The following is a 19,167-nucleotide window of genomic DNA, read 5'->3' as shown; positions in this document are numbered from 1 at the left end:
GCCCAGGATGCCTATCACTGCCCCCGCTGATCTCCCTTCCCATGCCGCCGTCACGTCTGGCGATGTCCAGAGCGTGCTGCGGATCCGCCCCGTGGTGCTGGCGGGGGGCTCGGGTACACGGCTTTGGCCGCTGTCCCGCAAGCACTATCCGAAGCAGCTGATCGATGTGATTGGGCGCGATTCGCTGCTGCAGTCCACGGTGCGGCGCATGGCGGTGCTGCGCGATGGTCGTCACGCCGACGCCGCCGCGATCATCGTGTGTGGCGAGCCGCACCGGTTCATGACCGCGCAGCAACTTGCGGCGTCCGGCACCGAGGCACAGATCGTGGTCGAGCCCGCCGGGCGCAACACGGCGCCGGCCCTGACACTGGCTGCGCTGCTGGCGACCGCGCAGGGAGAGGACGGCATCCTCGTGGTCATGCCGGCCGACCATGTCATCGCCGACACCGAGGCATTCGGCTACGCCATTGCGCATGCTGCCGGGTTCGCGGAGCAGGGCGCCATCGTGACGCTTGGCGTGCCGCCCACCCGAGCGGATACCGGCTACGGCTACATCCGCATCGGCGCGGCGCTGGGCGATGTGGCGCGCACCATCGACAGCTTTGTCGAAAAGCCTGCCACCGAGCTTGCGCAGCAGTACGTGGCGTCTGGCGAGTACTGGTGGAACAGCGGCATCTTCGTCGTGCGCGCCAGCACCTGGCTGGCCACGCTGCAGCGCCTGCAGCCAGACATGTACGCGGCATGCGCCGGTGCCTTCGGGCAGGGCCGTCAGGACGGCCCGTACTTCCACCCCGATGCCACGGCGTTCGCGGCCATTCCGTCCGACTCGATCGACTACGCCGTCATGGAGCACCTGGCGCGCACCGACGGCGTGCAGGGCGTGGTGGTGCCGTTGGTGGCAGGCTGGTCGGACCTGGGCTCATGGGACGCGGTGTGGGATGCCATCGACAAGGACGACGACGGCAATGCCGCGCGCGGCCGGGTGATGTACGAAGGCGCCACTTCGTGCTATGTCCACGCCGACGGCCGGCTGGTGGCGTGCGTGGGCACCACCAACCTGATCGTCGTGGAAACGCCCGATGCCGTGCTGGTGGTGGATCGCTCCCAGGTGCAGGGCGTCAAGGGGCTGGTGGAACGGCTTGCCAGGCAGCAGGGCAGCGAGGCCGAGAACCATCGCAAGGTGCAGCGGCCGTGGGGGTGCTACGACTCGCTCGATCAGGGCGAGCGCTTTCAGGTCAAGCACATCGTCGTGCACCCGGGGGCATCGCTGTCGCTGCAGCTGCACCACCACCGCGCCGAGCACTGGACCGTGGTGCGGGGCACGGCGCGCGTCACGCGTGGCGAAGAGCAGTTCCTGCTGAGCGAGAACGAGTCGACCTATATCCCGATTGGTGTCACGCACCGGCTGGAAAACCCCGGGAAGCTGCCGCTCGAAGTCATCGAGGTGCAATCGGGCGCCTACCTGGGCGAGGACGACATCGTCCGCATCGCCGATACCTACGGGCGCTGCGCCTGAGTACCGCGCCATCGTCCACCCTTGGGCTTACGGGAGAAGGCGCCATGCGCTTCATCAAGTCACTGCTTGCCAGATCGGGCATCCTGCCCGCGCGCTTTACCGCCGCATCGCCGGCGTTGTCGCCGGGCCTGGCCGATGGCTTCGCACCGGCAAGACAAGCCGGCCAACGTTACGCCGGCGCCTACGGCCATGCCGCCAAGCGCGCGTTCGATGTCGGCGCGGCGCTGGTGCTGCTGCTCCTGCTGTCGCCGCTGATGCTGACGGTGGCGCTGCTCGTGATGCGCGACGGCGGCCCGAGCGTGTTCGGACATACCCGGGTCGGAATGGATGGCCGCAAATTCCGCTGCCTCAAGTTTCGGTCGATGGTGCGCAACGCCGACGCGGTGCTCAAGGAACTGCTCGCCAACGATCCGGCGGCACGCGCCGAATGGGAGAAGGATTTCAAGCTGCGCAACGATGTGCGCGTCACGGCGCTGGGGCGCTTTATCCGCAAGACCAGTATCGACGAGCTGCCGCAGCTATGGAACGTGGTGCGCGGCGACATGAGCCTGGTGGGGCCGCGCCCGGTGATGGAGAAGGAACTGGAACGCTACGGGGATTCGGTGTCGTACTACCTGCGCGTGCTGCCCGGCATCACCGGGCTCTGGCAGGTCAGCGGGCGCAACGATGCCGACTACGACCAGCGTGTGACGCTCGATGTGGCCTACGTCCGCAACTGGACCTTTGCCGGCGACATCGTGATCCTGTTCAAGACAATCGGCGTGGTGATCCATGGTCGTGGCGCATACTGACCTGCCCTGGCGCAAGCGCCTGGCTGCCGTCCTGCTCTGGGGCGTGGTACTGCACTTCCTGGGCGGTTGCGCCATGGCGCCCGGCATGACGTACAAGGCCACCACGCCGGCGCCCCAGCCGGGCCAGGAGTCGGCGCAGTCCGCCGCGCCGGTAACCAGCCTGCCGCCGATGCAGGGCGTGCAGTCGGTGTCGCGCGACAGCCTGGTGGAGATCGACAGCGCGCTGCTGGCGTCGCAGCGCGCGGCGCAACCCGACGGGGTCGCCCCCGAGGTGCGCGCGCTGTTCGACAAGCCACGGCCCTATGTGCTGGGCCCCGGCGATGTGCTCAGCATCGTGGTCTGGGGGCATCCCGAACTGAACCTGCCTGCGCTGCAGGTGACCAGCGGCGTCGATACATCGGGGTCGAATGCCGTGGTCACGGGGTACACCGTCGACGCGCGCGGCAATGTCCAGTACGCCTTTGTCGGCATGGTGCCGGTTGCGGGCCTTACCGAGGCCGAAGCGCGCGACCGGCTCACGCAGCGGCTGGCCGAGTACGTGCGCAATCCACAGGTGACGCTGCGCATCCAGGCGTATCGCAGCAAGCGCGTGTACATGGACGGCGCCGTGCAGCAGGCCGGCCTGCAGATCATCAACGACGTGCCGATGACGCTGCCAGAGGCCATCAACCGGGCCGGCGGGTTCAGCGCGGCGGCGGATCGATCCTGGATTGCCGTCACGCGCGGCGAGCAGACGGCGCGCGTGAGCCTGCCAGACCTGATCGCCAAAGGCGCGAACCCGTCTGACATCCTGCTGCGCGATGGCGATCTCGTGCGTGTCTATGCCGCGAACGACAGCAAGGTCTACGTGATTGGCGAGGTGGCACGCAACGCCGCGCTGACGATGAACAACGGCAAGCTGAGCCTGAACCAGGCGCTGGGCGATGCGGGCGGCGTGAGCCAGTACTCGGGCGATGCGCAGCAGGTGTATGTGGTGCGCGGCAACGGCGGCACGCAGCCCAGGGTTTTCCATCTGGATGCCAGCACCCCTTCGGCGATGGCACTGGCCGACGGGTTTGCACTGCAGGCGAACGACGTGGTGTTTGTCGACACATCGTCGCTCGTGCGCTGGAGCCGGGTGGTCAACCTGCTCCTGCCGACAGCGCAGACCGCCACGGCAAGCCGGGCGCTGGCGCCTTAGGCCCCGGAATTCCTGGAGACACTCGGTCATGAACACCTCGTACCTGGCAAATCCGGCATATGAGCCTGCGTCCCGCCCGGCGGTGCGTGCCATGAACCCGCTGACGACGCTGGCGGCTAGCCGCTGGCTGATCGTGTGCACGACTTCGGCCTGTCTGCTGGCCGGCATTGCCTATGCCGTGTTCACGCGCCCGGTCTACCGCTCGGACATGCTGATCCAGGTGGAGCCGAGCACCATCGAGAACCGTTCCACGTCAGGGGACCCAAAGCTCACGCCCGAGATCAAGCCGGACACCACGTCCGAGATCCAGGTCCTCAGTTCGCGCATGGTGGTATCGCGTGCGGTGGAAGCGCTCCGGCTTCATCTCGACGTCACGCCGCGCTACCTGCCCGTGATCGGCTGGTGGCTGGCCGAGCGCGCCGAAGGCTATTCGCGTCCGATTGGCGGCCACGTCTACGGCAAGGAACGTATCGACGTCACCACCTTCGACGTGCCCGCGGCCTATCAGGGCCAGCCATTCACGCTCACGCTGGGCGAGCACGGCGCCCTCACCCTGGAGTTGTCGTCAACGTTCGGCGCCCCGGTGGTGTCGCTGCAGGGCCGCGTCGGCATGCTGCTGCGCGCCGATACGCCGCGCGGGCCGCTGGCGCTGCTGGTACGCACGGCGGACGGGCAGCCTGGCGCCAGCTTCACGCTGAAGCGCTACTCCGAGACCGCCACCACCGAATGGCTGCAAAAAACACTGGCGATTGGTGAACGCGGCAAGCAGTCGAACATCATCGGCGTATCGCTGGACAGTGTCGATCCGGCGCAGGCGTCGCGCATCCTCAACGAGATCGGCCGGGAGTATGTCGACCAGAACGTGCGCCGCCGGTCAGAGGAAGCGGACAAGTCGATCCGTTTCCTGGACGAGCAGTTGCCGCAACTGAAGAAGCAGCTGGGGGAATCCGAAAGCCGCTACAACGCCTTTCGCGCCCAGCAGGGTACCGTTGATACCAGCCAGGAGGCCCGGGCGCTGCTGCAGCAAAGTGTGGAGGCCGAGACGCGGCTCGTGGATCTGCGCCAGAAGCGCGAGGAACTGTTGACGCAGTACACCGAGAAGCACCCGGCATTGCTGGCCATCGACGGCCAGTTGCGCGAGGCACAGGCCGCGTTGTCCGTCGTGCAGGGACGGACGCGCCAGTTGCCGCTGATCGAGCAGAAGGTGCTGCAACTGCAGCGCGACATGCAGGTGGATACGGAGCTGTACACGAACCGGCTGAACGCGCGCCAGCAGCTGACGCTGGTACGGGCCGGCAAGGTGGCAAACGTGCGGCTTATCGATCCGGCCACCCCGCCCGAGACACCGATCAAGCCCCGGCGCGGCGTGGCTGTGGCGGGGTCACTGCTGACGGGACTGCTGGCGGGCATCGTGCTGGCGATGGCGCGCCGCCGTATCGTGGGCACGGTGCAGGATCGCGAGGAGATCGAGATTGCCACGGGCATTCCCGTCTACGCGACGGTGCCGCGCAGCCGCCTGACCGGGCCGCTGGGCACGGCGCGGACCCACCTGCGCGGCGGCCACGCGCAACTGCCCGATGCGGCCATCGAAAGCCTGCGCGCGGTGCGGACGACGCTGCATTTTGCGCTCAGCGATGCGCCCAACCGCGTGGTGCTGATCACGGGGCCCACTGCCGGCGTGGGCAAGTCGTTCGTGGCGGCGAACCTGGCGACGCTGGCCGGTGCGTCGAGCCGGCGCGTGCTGCTGATCGATGCCGACCTGCGTAATGGCGTGCTGCACAAGCGCTTCCGGGTGGATCGCGGCCCCGGCCTGGCGGAGGTGCTGGCCGGCACCTGCGAAGCCGGTGACGCGATCCGGCGTGATGTGGCGCACGGACTGGACTTCCTGTCGACTGGCGCGCTCACCGCCGGCCCCAGTGAACTGCTGCTGCAGCCCGCGCTGTCGGCGCTGGTCCAGCGGGTGGCCGCGCAATACGACATGGTGGTGCTCGACGGCCCGCCGCTGCTGCCGGTTGCCGATGCGCTGGTCCTTGGACGCCTTGCCGGCACGGTGTTCATGGTGGCGCGCCACCGGGTGACCACGGTCGAGCAGATCGATGAAAGCACGCGGCGGCTGGCCCAGGCCAGTGTCGCGGTGCGCGGCGTGATCTTCAACGACTTCACCGGCGCATTGCATCGCTACAGCTACGCCTACGGCGCCGCCGAAGGCCATCCTGGCACGCCAGCCTGACACGGAGAACCGACATGGCGCACCTGCACCACAAGCGCATCACGCTGGTGACCGTCACCTACGGCGACCGCCTGCACTACTGTGCCGAGCTGCTGCGGCGCAGTTTCGAGCGCGAAGGCGTGTCGCACGCCATCGTCGTCAGCAACAATGCCACCGCCGATCTGTCACCGCTGGAGGCTGCCTGGGGCAGGCGCCTCACCATCGTTCGGCTGGCCGCCAATACGGGGTCGGCCAACGGCTATGCGGTGGGCATTGCCCGCGCGCTGGAACGCGATACCACCGACTACATATGGCTGATGGACGACGACAACGCGCCATGCGAGGGCGCGCTCGACGTGCTCTGCCATCAACTGGACCTGCTCACGCGCAAGCAGGGCCGCCGCCGCGCGGCGGTGCTCGGGTTCCGTCCGGATCACCAGGGCGACATCGCTGCGGGCGTGCCGGTGGGCCTGGCGATGCCGCCGAGGTCGAGCTACTTCGGCTTTCACGTGGGGCGCATCCCGTACAAGATCTGGCGGCGTACGCCGTGGGGAAGGCCGCGGCCCGACGCGATTCCCGATGTGGTGCATCTGCCGTTCGCGCCGTACGGCGGCCTGCTGGGTCATCGCGAGATGTACGTGGACCTGGGGCTGCCGGAGCCCGAGCTGGTGCTGTACGCCGACGATACCGAGTACACATGGCGGCTGACGGCGCGTGGCGGATGTATCGCACTGGTAACGGCCGCGCGGCTCGAAGACCTGGAAGGCTCCTGGAACGTCAAGCGCAACTGGAAGAATCACTTCGAATGCATGCTGCTGAGCGGTTCCGATTTCCGCGCCTACTACAGCAGCCGCAACCAGGCCTGGTTCGATCGCAACCACTGGTCCACGTCCGGGCTGATGTACCGGCTCAACCGCTTCGTGTTCCTGCGGCTGCTGCGCCTGTATGGCAAACGCCGCAACGCCGGCGCCCGGCTGCGGCTGCTGGAGCGCGCGATTGCCGACGGCGAGGCCAGCCGGCTGGGCTTCCACGCCGACTACTCGCTGTAGCGTCCACTCGTCTCGGAGGCCACCATGCCGGACCCCACCGCATCGCCCGCGCTCACCGTCGTGATTGCCAACTACAACTATGCGCAGTATGTGGCGGGCGCCATCGATTCGGCGCTGGGACAGTTCACACCCGTGCATGTCATGGTGATCGACGACGGCTCCACCGATGGCTCCCGCGCGATCATCGAGGGCTATGGCGTCCGCGTGGAAGCGGTGTTCCAGCAGAACGGCGGGCAGGTAGCCGCATATAACCATGCGCTCGAACGTGTCCGCACGCCGTACGTGCTCTTTCTGGATGCCGACGACACGCTGTATCCCGAAGCCGCTGCCACGGTGCTGGCGGAATTCGCCAAGGGCGACCCGGTCAAGGTGCAGTACCGGCTCGATGTCATGACGGCCGATGGTGCGGCCACCGGCGTCCAGGTGCCGCAGTCGATTCGCGCCGACGGTTGCGGGCAGATGCTGCGTGCCGGATGGCTGTATCCGTCGCCACCCGGCTCGGGCAATGCGTATCGTGTGGATGCGCTGCGCCGCATCTTTCCGGTGCCGGTGGGGGCCGACAACATGCATGGCGCGGATTTCTACGCCATCTACGGCGTGGCGCTGCTGGGCGACGTCGGCGCGGTCGAGGTGGCCCTGGGTGGCTACCGGGTGCATCGGCACACGCGCGGCGACGCGCAGGCCAGCGGCCTGTCGCTCGCCAATGCCGAGGACGCGATGGCCGGCGCCCGGCAGTCGGCACGGCGCTGGCAGATCCTGCGCGAGCTTGCCAGGGATCGGCTCGGCATCGACCTGTCGCCGGTCGTGCTCGATTTTTCCGTGGAGAAGGCCCGCTTCGCGCAGCACATGTACGGCGCCACACTGGCGCGCCGGTGGCACTGGTTCCAGCATGAATCGGGGCGGTATTTCCACACCATCGTCGCCAACCCATTCTGGAGCCTGCGCAAGAAGGTGGCGGTGGGATGCCTGACCACGCTTTGCCTGTTGCCAGTGGCGTCGTTCAGCAACCGTGTGGTGCGGTACATCGCCAACCCGCTTGCGCGGGCCGGCCACTAGGAGCGCACGCGATGCCAGAGACCATTGCGATCAATGGGCGGTTCCTGGGGCGGCGCGCCACCGGTGTCGACCGCTTTGCACACGAGGTAGTGCGCGCCATCGACCGGCTGGTGGCCGACAACGACCGCACCACGGCCGGTCTGTCGTTCGAACTGCTGGTGCCGCCAGGCGTGGAAGTCGATCCGGACGCGTTCCCCCACCTGCGCGTGCGTACGGCGGGGCATGCCATCGGGCGCCGTAGCGGCCAGCTTTGGGAGCAGGTCAGCCTGCCACTGGCGGCGCGTGGGGCGCTGTTGCTGAACCTGTGCAACGCGGCGCCGTTGCTGTATCGGAACCAAGTGACAGTGATGCACGACGCGGCGCCGGTGCGCGTGCCGCAGGCGTATTCGCGCGCGTTCCGCTCGTGGTATCGGGTCATGGCGCCGTGGGTCGGGCGTGTGGCACGCAGGGTGCTGACCGTATCGGAGTTCTCGCGCCGGGAAATTGCGGACGCCTATCGCATCCCGGGCCGGAAGATCGGGGTGCTGCCCCTCAGTGGCGACCATATGCTGCGCCTGCCGGAGGTGACCGGTATACGGCGCAAGTTCGGGCTGTCGGATCGGCCCTATGTGCTGGCGGTCAGCAGCGCCAGCTATCACAAGAACTTCCGGCTGGTGGTGGAGGCCGTGGGCATGCTGCATGGGGCCGACTACGACGTGGTGATCGTTGGCGGATCGGCAAGCGTGTTCCGCCCGCTGAACAACGAGGATGCGGCGCCGGTCACGCGGCTTGGCTATGTCGACGATGCCGACCTGAAGGCACTGTTCCGCGATGCCGCCTGTTTTGTCTTCCCTTCGCTGTATGAAGGCTACGGCCTGCCGCCCGTGGAGGCCATGACGCTGGGCTGTCCGGTGCTGGCGTCGAACCTGCCTTCGGTGCGCGAGGCGTGTGGCACCGCCGCGCTCTATTTCCGGCCGACCAGCCCGGCCGAGTTCGGCGAGCTGCTTACGCATGTGATGCAGGACGGCACGTTGCGCGACGCAATGCGGCAGCGCGGCTACGCCCATGTGCAACGGTATTCCTGGCGCGACACCGCCGCGCGGCTACTTGGCGAGATATCTCCATGCCTTCCACAACGATGAACCCCCGGCACGACACCGATGACGCCGCCTTCGGCAAGGTCGCCGTCGTCCACGAATGGCTTGCCACATATGCCGGTTCCGAGCGGGTACTTGAACAGATCCTGAAGATATGGCCCCAGGCCGACCTGTTCAGCGTGGTCGATTTCTTTCCCGACGCACAGCGTGGCGCGCTGCAGGGCAAGCATGCGACGACCACCTTCATCCAGAAGCTGCCCCGCGCGCGCAAGTCGTTCCGGTCATACCTGCCGCTGATGCCACTGGCCGTCGAGCAACTGGACCTGTCGGCCTACGACCTCGTGATCTCGTCGAGCCACGCGGTTGCCAAGGGGGTGATCACCGGGCCCGGGCAGTTGCATGTCAGCTACGTCCATTCCCCGATCCGCTATGCATGGGACCTGCAGCATCAGTACCTGAACGAGTCGAAGCTGACGCGCGGCCTGAAAAGCTGGCTGGCGCGCGTGATCCTGCACTACATGCGGATGTGGGACCATCGCACCGCGCATGGCGTGGACGTGTTCGTCGCCAATTCCGCCTATGTGGCGCGGCGCATCCGCAAGGTCTACGGGCGCGATTCGGCCGTGGTCTATCCGCCCGTCGATATCGACCAGTTCAGCCTCTGCGAGCAGCGCGAGGACTTCTTCCTGACGGCATCGCGGCTGGTGCCCTACAAGCGGGTGAGCCTGATCGTGGAGGCATTCGCGGCAATGCCCGACAAGCAGCTGGTGGTGATTGGCGACGGCCCGGACCTGGACCGCATCCGCGAGATGGCGACCCCTAATGTGCGTATCCTGGGGTACCAGCCTGCCGAGGTGCTGGTGGCGCACATGCAGCGCGCCAGGGCCTTCGTGTTTGCGGCGGAGGAGGATTTCGGGATCGTCGCCGTGGAGGCCCAGGCCTGCGGTACACCGGTGATTGCGCTGGGGCAGGGCGGGGCCCGCGAGACGGTCATCGACAGCCGTGACCGCGATCTGCGCACTGGCGTGTTCTTTCCGCGCCAGACCGTCGAGGATATCGTTCGCGCGGTTTGCCGGTTCGAGGAAAGCGGACCATTCCAGCCGGCGGCGTGCCGCCGCAATGCGCTGCAGTTCTCGCCAGAGCGGTTCCGGCGGGAGTTCCGGGCACTGGTGCATGCGGCCATGACGCGGGATGCGTTTGCCGCGCCGCCTGCGGTAGCTTCGGCACCTTCGGCACCGGGCCTGCCGGTGGCCGAACCGCTGGTGGTGGCATCGAACTGAGCGCGCCGATGACGATGCCCGGCGTCCGTAACGCGTACGACGGCTACTGGTGGGACGATCCCGCGCGTTTGCTCCTGTGCTTCATCCTGCCGCTGTACGGGCTCGTTTCGCTGGAGCTGCTGGGTGACCAGAAGGCCATCGACCATATCTACTTCAACGGCACCTATGCGATGGCCGGTGCGCTGTTCCTGCTTGCGATTGCAGCCGGTGCGACGGGGGAGCGTGTGCTGGCCCCGCGCGACGCCGACGCACCGGTGGCGCTGTCTCCGCTGGTGCTCGATGCGCTGTTCTGGCTGGCCTGCATCGGCTACGTGGTGATGATGGGCGGCGTGATCGCCCGGCCGGCGGTGCTGCTTTCCTATTTGAACGGGTCCGCCAGTACCTATGACGTGCTTGAGCTGAAAGGGCGCGTGGTGGGCATCAGTACGCTGACCCAGGCGTCGGTGGCCTATGTGCCCCTGTACTTCGTCATCTTCCGCACCCCGCCGCGCGGCCTGACCCGTTACCACGCCTACCTGGGCGTGCTGTTCGTGCTGACGTTGTTGCGCAGTTTCATTTTTGCGGAGCGGCTGGCGCTGGTGGAAGTGGTGTTGCCCTGGGCCCTGATGATGGCGCGCTTCCGCCTGCGGCCACCGCGCGGGTCGCTGCGCGCGGCGCTGCTGGCACTCGGGCCGTTTGCCGCCGTCCCGCCGCTGATCGGCTTCTTTATCGCGAACGAATACAACCGGTCGTGGGAAACGTACTACGTCAACATCTACGACAACATCTTCGATTTCGCGCTGGAACGGCTGGGCCTGTACTACTCGACGGCCATCAACAACGGTGCGGGCCTGCTGACGATCATGGGATGGGGCACCGGGGCGCCGACGTTCACGTTCGACTGGCTGATCCGGTTTCCGATCATCGGCGAGAGCTTCCGCCCGCTGGTCGGCGCGGACGATGGGTACAGCATGTTTCTCAACACCTTCGGCGATCCGGAGTTCAACAACCCGTCGGGCATCTTCGTGCATTTCTACGAGTGGGGCGGGTTCGCGCTGCTGGAAGCCGCGCTGATGGGATGGCTGCTGGGCCGCAGCTACGCGGGATGGCGCGGCGGCAACGGATTCTGGTGCTGTGCCCATGCCGTGCTGCTGGTGTCGCTGATGGAGATCCTGCGTGTGCCGAACCTGTTCAGCGGCCGCAACTTCGTGCCGCTGGCGCTGCTGTGGCTGGTGTTCCGGTGCCTGGGGCGGCCGGCCGCCAGCACGGCGCCTGCGGGCGCGCGCTCGCTGTACGGCCGCCCGAACCTGCCGGTCGCCGGTCCACGCTGAACCCAAGGCTCACGCCCGATGCCGCCATCCATACGCTCCACCGCCACCTATCTGCTGCTGATCCAGGGCGGCAACTATCTGTTTCCCCTGGTGCTGTTGCCTTTCCTCGGCCACAAGCTCGGCGTGCGCGAGTTCGGGGTGCTGGCCTACTGCCAGGCGCTGGCGCAGTACCTGATCCTGCTGACCGACTACGGCCACAATCTGTCGGCCACACGGCTGGTATCGCTCAGGCGCGATGATCCGGCCGCTGTCGCGGCGGTGTTTTCGGCGACGATGGCGGCCAAGCTGCTGCTCACGCTGGGGGCGGCGTTACTGCTGGCTGGCGCGTTGTGGTGGGCGCCGGACCTGCGCGAACACAGGGCCATCCTGGCCGCGGCGTTTGTGGGCGTGGTGGCGAACGCCGTGACGCCGATCTGGCTCTACCAGGGCCTGGAACGGATGAAGGTGCTGGTATTGCCGAACTTCGCGTCCAAGGCCATCAGTCTGGCCTGCGTGGTGGCATGGGTGCGATCGCCCGGCGACGCCGCGCTGGCTGCGCTGGGCATCAGCGTCGGCACGCTGATCCTGGCCGTCGCGGCGCTTTGGGGCGTGTGGCGCAGGCGACTGGCCGCGCTGGTCAGGGTGCCGGCGGCAGCGGCCATGGCATCGCTGCGCGAAGGCTTCCCGATGTTCCTGTCGCTGGTGCTGGTCAGCTTCTACGTGAACTTCAACGCGATCCTGCTGAACTATTTCCACGGTCCGGTAGCGGTGGGGCAGTTCTCGATGGCCGACAAGATCCGCATTGCCGGGCAGACGATCTTTACGGTCATCGGCACGGCGTTCTATCCGCGCATCAGCCAATACAACGTCACCGACCCGCCAGCGGCCCGTGCGCTGATGCGGCGCGCGATGGTGGTTGTCTTTGCCTGTTCGGGCACGATGTTCGTGGCGGTGGAGCTGTTTGCCGGCGTCGGCATCCGCATGTGGCTGGGCGAGCCGTTCCACGACACCATCCTGCTGCTGCGGCTGGAAGGCGTGCTGCTGCCGCTGACCAGCGTGGCCTTCATCTTCGGCAATCTCGGCCTGATGGCGTCGGGCCGGCACCGCGCCGTGCGGAATATCTATGCTGCGGTGACGGTCATGCACCTGATCTACGCGGTGCCGTTCGTGATGCATATGGGCGCCAGGGGCACGGTGATATCGGTGCTGATCACCGAGGCCGCTGGCGCCATCGCCTTCTATGTTTGCTACCGGCGCGAGATCACGGCCGGCGCCCTGGCTCCGGCGCCCACCCCTACACCGGTTGCCCAGGAATCCCCCACTGCCAAGGAGATGCAGGCATGACGCGCAAAGGCATCATTCTCGCCGGAGGTTCCGGCACGCGGCTCTATCCGGTCACGCACTGCGTCTCCAAGCAGCTGCTGCCGGTCTATGACAAGCCGATGATCTACTACCCGCTCTCCACGCTGATGGTGGCCGGCATCCGCGACGTGCTGGTCATCTCCACGCCGCAGGACACCCCGCGCTTTGCCGCCTTGCTTGGCGATGGCCGGCAGTGGGGGCTGAACCTGCAGTATGCGGAACAGCCGTCGCCGGATGGCCTGGCGCAGGCGTTCATCATCGGCCGTGATTTTGTGGGGCGCGATCCTTCGGCGCTGATCCTGGGCGACAACATCTACTACGGGCATGACCTGGCCCGCATGCTGGCCCGCTCCAGCCGTCGCGAGGACGGCGCCACCGTGTTCGCGTATCACGTGCACGATCCCGAGCGCTACGGCGTGGTGGAATTCGATGAAGACTTTCGGGCGCTGTCGATCGAGGAAAAGCCGGCGCAGCCGCGATCGAACTATGCGGTGACGGGGCTTTACTTCTATGACAACCGTGTTTGCGATATTGCCGCCGATATCCGCCCGTCGGCACGTGGCGAACTGGAGATCACCGAGGTCAACGCCCGCTACCTGGATGCGGGCAAGCTGGCCGTCGACATCATGGGACGCGGCTTCGCGTGGTTCGATACCGGCACGCACGATTCGCTGATCGATGCCGCGCAGATGGTGGCGACGCTGCAGAAGCGGCAGGGCCTGATGGTGGCGTGTCCCGAGGAAATTGCCTACCGGCGTCGCTGGATCGACGAGGAACAGGTGGCACGGCTGGCCGCGCCGCTGGGCAAGAGCCATTACGGCAAGTACCTGCAGCGGCTGCTGGCGGAATCGCCACGCGTCAGGTGAGCCGGCATGGGCAGCCCGTGCCGCAACGGCGTGCGTTGCCAGGCCCGCAGGGGCCTGGCCGGTATTACTGCGCGCGCCGCAGATAAGTCCGCACTTGAGGGAGGCGGCTCGCGTCCGCGCCGGCGGCCTGGATCGATCCCGCGCCGGAGCATCCTGACGGTCGCGGCAGGAGTGCGCCATCGAGCGTATTGGTGCCGCAGGTGAACTGGTCCGCCGTGCAATTGCGATACTGCAGCGCGATGGCCGCGCCGCCGATGGCCGCAAAGCGGTTGTTGCTGATGTCGGCCTGGCAGATATTGCCCTGCGCGCGATAGCCGTCGAAGCGCGTGCGCGTAACCTGGTTGCCGGTTACCTGCACGCGCGTCACGCTGCCGCTGCCGGTATTGATGTCGATGGCTGCATGCCCCGTTGCCATGCGGTTGTTGCCGGGCTCCGTGGCGTTCTGGTCATCGGCGATCGTGTTGCTGGCGATCAGCACATTGGTGGCATCGGCGGTGCGATAGCCGTCTTCCTGCGCGACCATCACGGCGGCCGCCTTCTGCACGCCCTCGATCCAGTTGCCGGCGACGGTGACATCGGCACCTCCGACGACGGCCACGCCGCGTCCCCAGGCATTGCCAGCCAGGTAGTTGCTTGTGACATAGATGTTCCGGGTCTGCGCGTTGTCGCGCTGGTAGCTGACGATGCCCACCATGTCGTCGCCGGTGGCGGTCACGGACGAATTCTGAACCAGCACGTCCTGCGAGCCGCCCGTGATGTGGATGCCATCGGCCAGCGTGCCGCTGATCCTGTCGCCAACCAGGGCGATGCCAATGCCGCGCGACACAAAGATGCCCGCGCTGGCGCCGCCTTCGATGGTCACATCCAGCACCTGGATGCCCGTACCGTCGACGATTACCTTGGCCGACGTGGCGGATTCGAGCCGCTGCGTGCCTGTGCCCTTGAGCGTCACGCCCACCAGCGTTGAATTTGCCCCGGTGATCCGGATGGCCTGCTGATCCGGATTGGACGCGACCAGCGTGGCGTCGTAGCCCGATACCGCGACCTGCTCGCGGCGCACCGCCAGCACGCGGCCGACCAGATAGCTGCCGGGGGCGAGCACGAGCCGCTGTCCCGGTTGCAGATTATCGAGTGCGGCCTGCAGGGCATCGGCCTGGTCGACGCCGCCCGGGCCGGGCTGCACGACCACATCGGCGGGCGCGCCAGTCGCCGGCGATACGGGCGCGGGCACATGCGGCCAATACGCCAGCAGGGCAGTCACGCCCGCCATCGCGGCAAGCACTGCGGCAAGCATTGCGGCGGCCATGCCCAGCCGGCGCAGTATGGGGGGCGCGGGGTGTCTGCCGGGCTTCATTCGCGGCCACCCGGCACGACTGCAACTGGACCAGTGACCGCTTCGCAAGAGTGTTTCATCGCTGCTACCCATTGCTACCTGGTGCTATCTATTGCGTGTCCGTGGCGCGTTGCGCCCGGGGTTCATTTGCAGGATAGCGGCCGGTTGCGGCGCGCAGGTGGTGCACAGGCCGCCCGATGGCATGTTGTCCGAAAAGCGCGATAGGTTGGCGGAATCGGGTTGGGCGGAGCGGGATTGGCGGAACCTCACCCGCTCATGCGGCGATGATGCGCGCCTGCCGGTGCGGTGCGGCCCGCGACTTGTTGCGCATCCGGCGGTTCAGCCGGCCGGCGTCTTGCTGCCAGTTTATCGGGGATAACCCTGAATTGGTGATACATACGTCACTACATGAGGTATTGTTTCGGTATTAATACATATGAAGCCACTTCGATATGCATCGAGTTGCATACGAGGGTGGCATGGCCGCGGACATGGGGTGGCGGCAGCGCAGGGAGGACACAGGCCGGCATCGCCAGGCCGACGAAGATTTTCCAACGAGAGGGGAGACCTCAGAGTCATGAAGAAGAAAGCAGTATGGATGGCGGCCGCCGTTGCAGGCCTGACCGCCGGGGGCGCGTTCGCGCAGACTTCGGTAACGCTGTACGGTGTGGCGGACGTTGGCGTGGAATACGCAAACCATCTGGGCGCCGGTAACAACTCCGTGGTCCGCATGCAGTCGGGCAACCTGTCGGGGTCGCGCTGGGGCCTGCGCGGCGCCGAAGATCTTGGCGGCGGCCTGCGTGCGGTGTTTGCGCTGGAAAGCGGCTTCTCGGTCGACGATGGCAAGAGCACCCAGAACAACCGGCTGTTCGGCCGGCAGGCATGGATCGGCCTGAGCAACGCCTATGGCACGCTGACGCTCGGCCGTCATACGACGGCGATGTATGACTTCGGCGTGCAGTTCGACCCGATGGGCATCTCGACGCGCTACTCGATTGGCGCGCAGGACGGCGCCTTCCAGTCGCGCGCCGACAACTCGATCAAGTACGCCGGCAAGTTCGGCCCGGTCAGCGCCAAGCTGATGTACAGCGCGGGTGCGGACGGCACGTCCGGCGTCAACGGCGAAGTGCCGGGCAACTACAAGGTCGGCCGCGAGTTTGGCGGCAGCCTGGCCTATGAAAGCGGCCCGCTGGCAATCGCCGTGGTCTACGACGAGGTGAATGGCAACACCGTTGCTACCGACCAGGACAAGACGCGCAAGGCCGCGGTGTCGGGCACGTACCAGTTTGGCTCGGTCAAGTCGTACCTGGGCTACCGCTACGCCCGCTTCATGACGCAGCCGGCGTCGCAGACCACCAACCTGTACTGGGCTGGCGCGCAGTGGGATATCACCGCGGCATGGTCGCTCACCGGCGCGGCGTACTACCAGGACTTCCGCAACTCGGGCGCCGATCCGTGGCTGTTTATCGTCTCGGCCGACTATTCGTTCTCGAAGCGTACCGATGTGTACCTGAACCTGGCCTACACCCGCAACAAGGACGGTTCGGACCTGGGCACCGGCGGCTTCGGTACCACGGTGGCTGGCAAGAACCAGACCGGCGTGCTGATGGGCATTCGCCACAAGTTCTGATCGCGCGCTGCATGTGCTGACGAAGAAGGGGCATCCGGAAGGGTGCCCTTTTTTGCGTGCAGGCCCCGGAGGGCGGCACGATCGGCGGACGTATTTCGGATCGGCGCGCGTCGCATTCCGGTTCGAATCCCGCGCGCCGCGTGCCTAGACTCCTTGCACGTCCACAAGGAGGAATCCCGTGTCAATCCTGTCCCATCCATCGCGTGCCGCGTGCCGCGCCCTGCTGGCCATTGCGGCCGGACTCTGTTTCGGGGCCGTGCATGCCGAGACCTGGCCGGCCAGGCCCGTTGTGATCGTCGTCCCGTTCCCGGCTGGCGGCGGCACCGACCTGGTGGTGCGGTCGATCCAGCCCCTGCTGCAGCGCGAACTGGGCCAGCCGGTGGTGATCGACAACCGCAGCGGGGCGGGCGGCACTTTGGGCTCGGCTTTCGTGGCACGCGCCCCGGCCGACGGCTACACCGCCGGTGTGGTCACCACCAGCACGCACGCGGTCAGCGTGGCGATCTATCCCAAGCTGGCTTACCACCCGGCCAAGGATTTCAGCTATGCCGGATTCATCGGCACCTCGCCGTACGTGCTGGCCGTCAACAACCAGTTGCAGTCGACCAATGTCAAGGCGTTGCTGGCCCGGCTCAAGGCCGACAAGACGCAGCTCAGCTTCGGCTCGGTGGGCGTTGGCACCGTATCGCACCTGATGGGCGAGCAGTTCCAGAAACTGGCCGGCGTGCCGCTGGTACACGTGCCGTATCGCGGCGCATCCCCGGCCTACACTGACCTGATCGGCGGCCAGGTGCAGATCATGTTCGACAACCCGGTGGGCCTGGCGCCGTACATCAAGGCGCACAAGATCACCGCCATTGCCACCACGGCGCCCACGCCGCTGCTGGCCGATGTGCCGACCTTCGCCAGCCAGGGCGTGCCGGGCTTCGAGCAGCAGCTGTGGTACGGCATTGCCTTCCCCAAGGGCACGCCGGCGCCCGTGGTGGAGCGCTTCAATGCCGCACTGAACAAGGTGCTGGGTGACAAGGCCGTGGCGGAGGATCTTGCCGCCAAGGGCGTCACGGCCCGGCCAGGCACGCCCGCCGCGCTGCAGGCCGCGGTGCAGAAGGACATTCCCTATTGGGGAGCGATTGCACGATCGGTAGGAGCCACGGGTGAGTGAAGTGAATCTGATCCACGTGTTCGTGCGTGATGGCCGGGGCGGAAACCCGGTGCCGCTGGTTGCCGATGCACAGGGCATGGATGCCGCCGACATGCAGGCGGTTGCCGCGAAGCACGGCCATGAGTCCGCCTTCGTGCTGCCCAGCACCATCGGCTGCGACTGGCGCATCCGCTTCTTCGTCCCGCAGCACGAGATGGAAATGTGCGGCCACGCCACTGTCGGCACGCTGTGGGCGCTGCGGCAATGGGGGCAATGGACGACCCCGACCGCAAGCATCGAAACGATGAGCGGTGTGGTGCATGCCCGCTGGGACGATACCCTGCAACGCGCGTGGATCTCGCAGCCGGCGGTGCGCACGCAGCGGCTCGACGCGCAGGCCAGTGCCCGCGTGGCGGCGCAGCTGCGCTTGCCGGCAGGCGCATGGACGATGACCAACGCCGCCACCAGCCGCGTAAAAACGCTGGTGGCACTGCCGTCGGTGGCAATGCTCGATGACCTGCAGCCCGATTTCTCCACCATGCAGGCATTGTGCGAGTCGATCGGTTCCACGGGGCTGTACCCATACGCGCTGGGCGCCACGAAAGCGGATGGCCGGCGTATCGTGCATGCGCGGCAGTTTCCCAAGTCGTCGGGCTATCCGGAGGATGCCGCCACCGGCATCGCCGCGGCCGCACTGTGGGGTTACCTGGCGGGTGCCGGATACCTGGGCGGCGGCTCCCAGGCGTCCATCGCAGTCTGGCAGGGCGATGCCATGGGCAGCCCGTCTGAAATCCTGGTTGCGCCGCGCTTCGACGACCAGGGCGCGGCGGGCGGTTGCTGGCTCAGTGGCGAGACGGCCTGGGGTGGGCAATGACGGTGACGGCAGAGGGCAGGCCGTCCATGCCGGATACGCCGGAAGCACGGCTGGCTGCCGCGGGCCTGGCGCTGCCGCCGGTGTCGGCGCCTCGGGGCCACTACGCGCCGTTCTGCGCAGTACCGGCTGGCAATGCGCAATGGGTGTCGATTTCCGGCCAGGTCTGCCGGCGCGATGGCGTGGCGATGTCCGGACAGTGCCGCACCGATGACGACCTGGCACCGGCCCGGCAAGCAGCGGAGGTGTCGATGCTGAACGCGTTGGCGGCGCTGCGGCAAGCATGCGGCGGCGAACTGTCGCGCGTTGTCCAGGTGGTGCGCCTGCGTGGATTTATCCGCGCCACGGACACCTTCGCCCGCCATCCGGCGGTGCTCGATGCGGCATCGGCCGTGCTGCGCGTGGCGTTTCCCGATCAGCCGCTGCCTGCCCGCAGCGCGCTGGGCGTGTCGAGCCTGCCGGACTGCGCCTGGACCGAGATCGAGGTTGAAGCGATCGTCGGCAACGCGTGAGCAGGG

At 67.1% G+C, this 19,167-nt stretch carries 16 protein-coding genes; 15 read left to right on the top strand and 1 reads right to left on the bottom strand.

Features of this window, described 5'->3' with window-relative positions; translation table 11 throughout:
* The first annotated feature begins 7 nt into the window (after positions 1–7).
* The 11 genes from A9J21_RS28375 to rfbA are packed head-to-tail and all read left to right on the top strand — an operon-like array spanning position 8 to position 13,674.
* Complete coding sequence (locus A9J21_RS28375) at positions 8–1,516, top strand: mannose-1-phosphate guanylyltransferase/mannose-6-phosphate isomerase (RefSeq protein ID WP_066741968.1); 1,509 nt, start codon at positions 8–10, stop codon at positions 1,514–1,516.
* Between the two features lie 44 nt (positions 1,517–1,560).
* Positions 1,561–2,307, top strand: coding sequence for a sugar transferase (locus A9J21_RS28370; protein ID WP_066741740.1), 747 nt, complete (start codon positions 1,561–1,563; stop codon positions 2,305–2,307).
* A complete protein-coding gene (locus A9J21_RS28365; protein ID WP_404851425.1) occupies positions 2,294–3,487 on the top strand; it encodes a polysaccharide biosynthesis/export family protein in 1,194 nt (397 codons plus the stop codon). Before A9J21_RS28370 ends, A9J21_RS28365 begins: the two co-directional genes overlap by 14 nt.
* Positions 3,488–3,515: 28 nt before the next feature.
* The gene (locus A9J21_RS28360; protein WP_066741734.1) at positions 3,516–5,717 is read left to right on the top strand and encodes a polysaccharide biosynthesis tyrosine autokinase; all 2,202 of its coding nucleotides are present in this window, start codon (positions 3,516–3,518) and stop codon (positions 5,715–5,717) included.
* A gap of 14 nt (positions 5,718–5,731) precedes the next feature.
* A complete protein-coding gene (locus tag A9J21_RS28355) occupies positions 5,732–6,745 on the top strand; it encodes a glycosyltransferase (protein WP_066741731.1) in 1,014 nt (337 codons plus the stop codon).
* Positions 6,746–6,769: 24 nt separating this feature from the next.
* Positions 6,770–7,801, top strand: a complete 1,032-nt coding sequence (locus A9J21_RS28350) for a glycosyltransferase family A protein (RefSeq protein WP_066741729.1) — start codon at positions 6,770–6,772, stop codon at positions 7,799–7,801.
* Between the two features lie 11 nt (positions 7,802–7,812).
* Complete coding sequence (locus A9J21_RS28345; protein WP_066741726.1) at positions 7,813–8,922, top strand: glycosyltransferase family 1 protein; 1,110 nt, start codon at positions 7,813–7,815, stop codon at positions 8,920–8,922.
* Complete coding sequence (locus A9J21_RS28340) at positions 8,904–10,157, top strand: glycosyltransferase family 4 protein (RefSeq protein ID WP_066741723.1); 1,254 nt, start codon at positions 8,904–8,906, stop codon at positions 10,155–10,157. Before A9J21_RS28345 ends, A9J21_RS28340 begins: the two co-directional genes overlap by 19 nt.
* Before the next feature lie 8 nt (positions 10,158–10,165).
* Positions 10,166–11,467, top strand: coding sequence for an oligosaccharide repeat unit polymerase (locus A9J21_RS28335; RefSeq protein ID WP_197497585.1), 1,302 nt, complete (start codon positions 10,166–10,168; stop codon positions 11,465–11,467).
* An 18-nt stretch (positions 11,468–11,485) separates the two neighbouring features.
* Entirely contained in the window at positions 11,486–12,790 is a 1,305-nt protein-coding gene (locus A9J21_RS28330) for an oligosaccharide flippase family protein (RefSeq protein WP_082926664.1), read from the top strand.
* Entirely contained in the window at positions 12,787–13,674 is an 888-nt protein-coding gene (gene rfbA, locus A9J21_RS28325; protein ID WP_066741720.1) for a glucose-1-phosphate thymidylyltransferase RfbA, read from the top strand. The genes A9J21_RS28330 and rfbA overlap by 4 nt, the downstream gene beginning before the upstream one ends.
* A 64-nt stretch (positions 13,675–13,738) precedes the next feature.
* Here the strand turns inward: rfbA and A9J21_RS28320 are convergent, their stop codons facing one another.
* Entirely contained in the window at positions 13,739–14,980 is a 1,242-nt protein-coding gene (locus A9J21_RS28320; RefSeq protein ID WP_231907070.1) for a right-handed parallel beta-helix repeat-containing protein, read from the bottom strand.
* 604 nt (positions 14,981–15,584) lie between these two features.
* Between A9J21_RS28320 and A9J21_RS28315 the strand changes: the two genes are divergently transcribed.
* The 4 genes from A9J21_RS28315 to A9J21_RS28300 all read left to right on the top strand — a co-directional run bounded on the left by A9J21_RS28315 (position 15,585) and on the right by A9J21_RS28300 (position 19,161).
* Positions 15,585–16,637 carry a porin gene (locus A9J21_RS28315; RefSeq protein WP_066741714.1) on the top strand — a complete coding sequence of 351 codons (1,053 nt, stop codon included), beginning with the start codon at positions 15,585–15,587 and terminating at the stop codon, positions 16,635–16,637.
* A gap of 178 nt (positions 16,638–16,815) precedes the next feature.
* Positions 16,816–17,799, top strand: coding sequence for a tripartite tricarboxylate transporter substrate binding protein (locus tag A9J21_RS28310; RefSeq protein WP_066741711.1), 984 nt, complete (start codon positions 16,816–16,818; stop codon positions 17,797–17,799).
* Positions 17,792–18,652: a PhzF family phenazine biosynthesis protein gene (locus tag A9J21_RS28305; protein WP_066741708.1), complete on the top strand. Its 861-nt coding sequence runs from the start codon at positions 17,792–17,794 to the stop codon at positions 18,650–18,652. Before A9J21_RS28310 ends, A9J21_RS28305 begins: the two co-directional genes overlap by 8 nt.
* Positions 18,653–18,678: 26 nt before the next feature.
* Positions 18,679–19,161, top strand: coding sequence for a RidA family protein (locus A9J21_RS28300; protein ID WP_066741955.1), 483 nt, complete (start codon positions 18,679–18,681; stop codon positions 19,159–19,161).
* Positions 19,162–19,167 lie beyond the last annotated feature (6 nt).

The sequence above is a fragment of the Cupriavidus sp. D384 genome (assembly GCF_001652915.1).
In the GTDB taxonomy this organism is placed as follows: Bacteria; Pseudomonadota; Gammaproteobacteria; order Burkholderiales; family Burkholderiaceae; genus Cupriavidus.
This window is presented reverse-complemented; position numbering and strand designations above follow the sequence as displayed.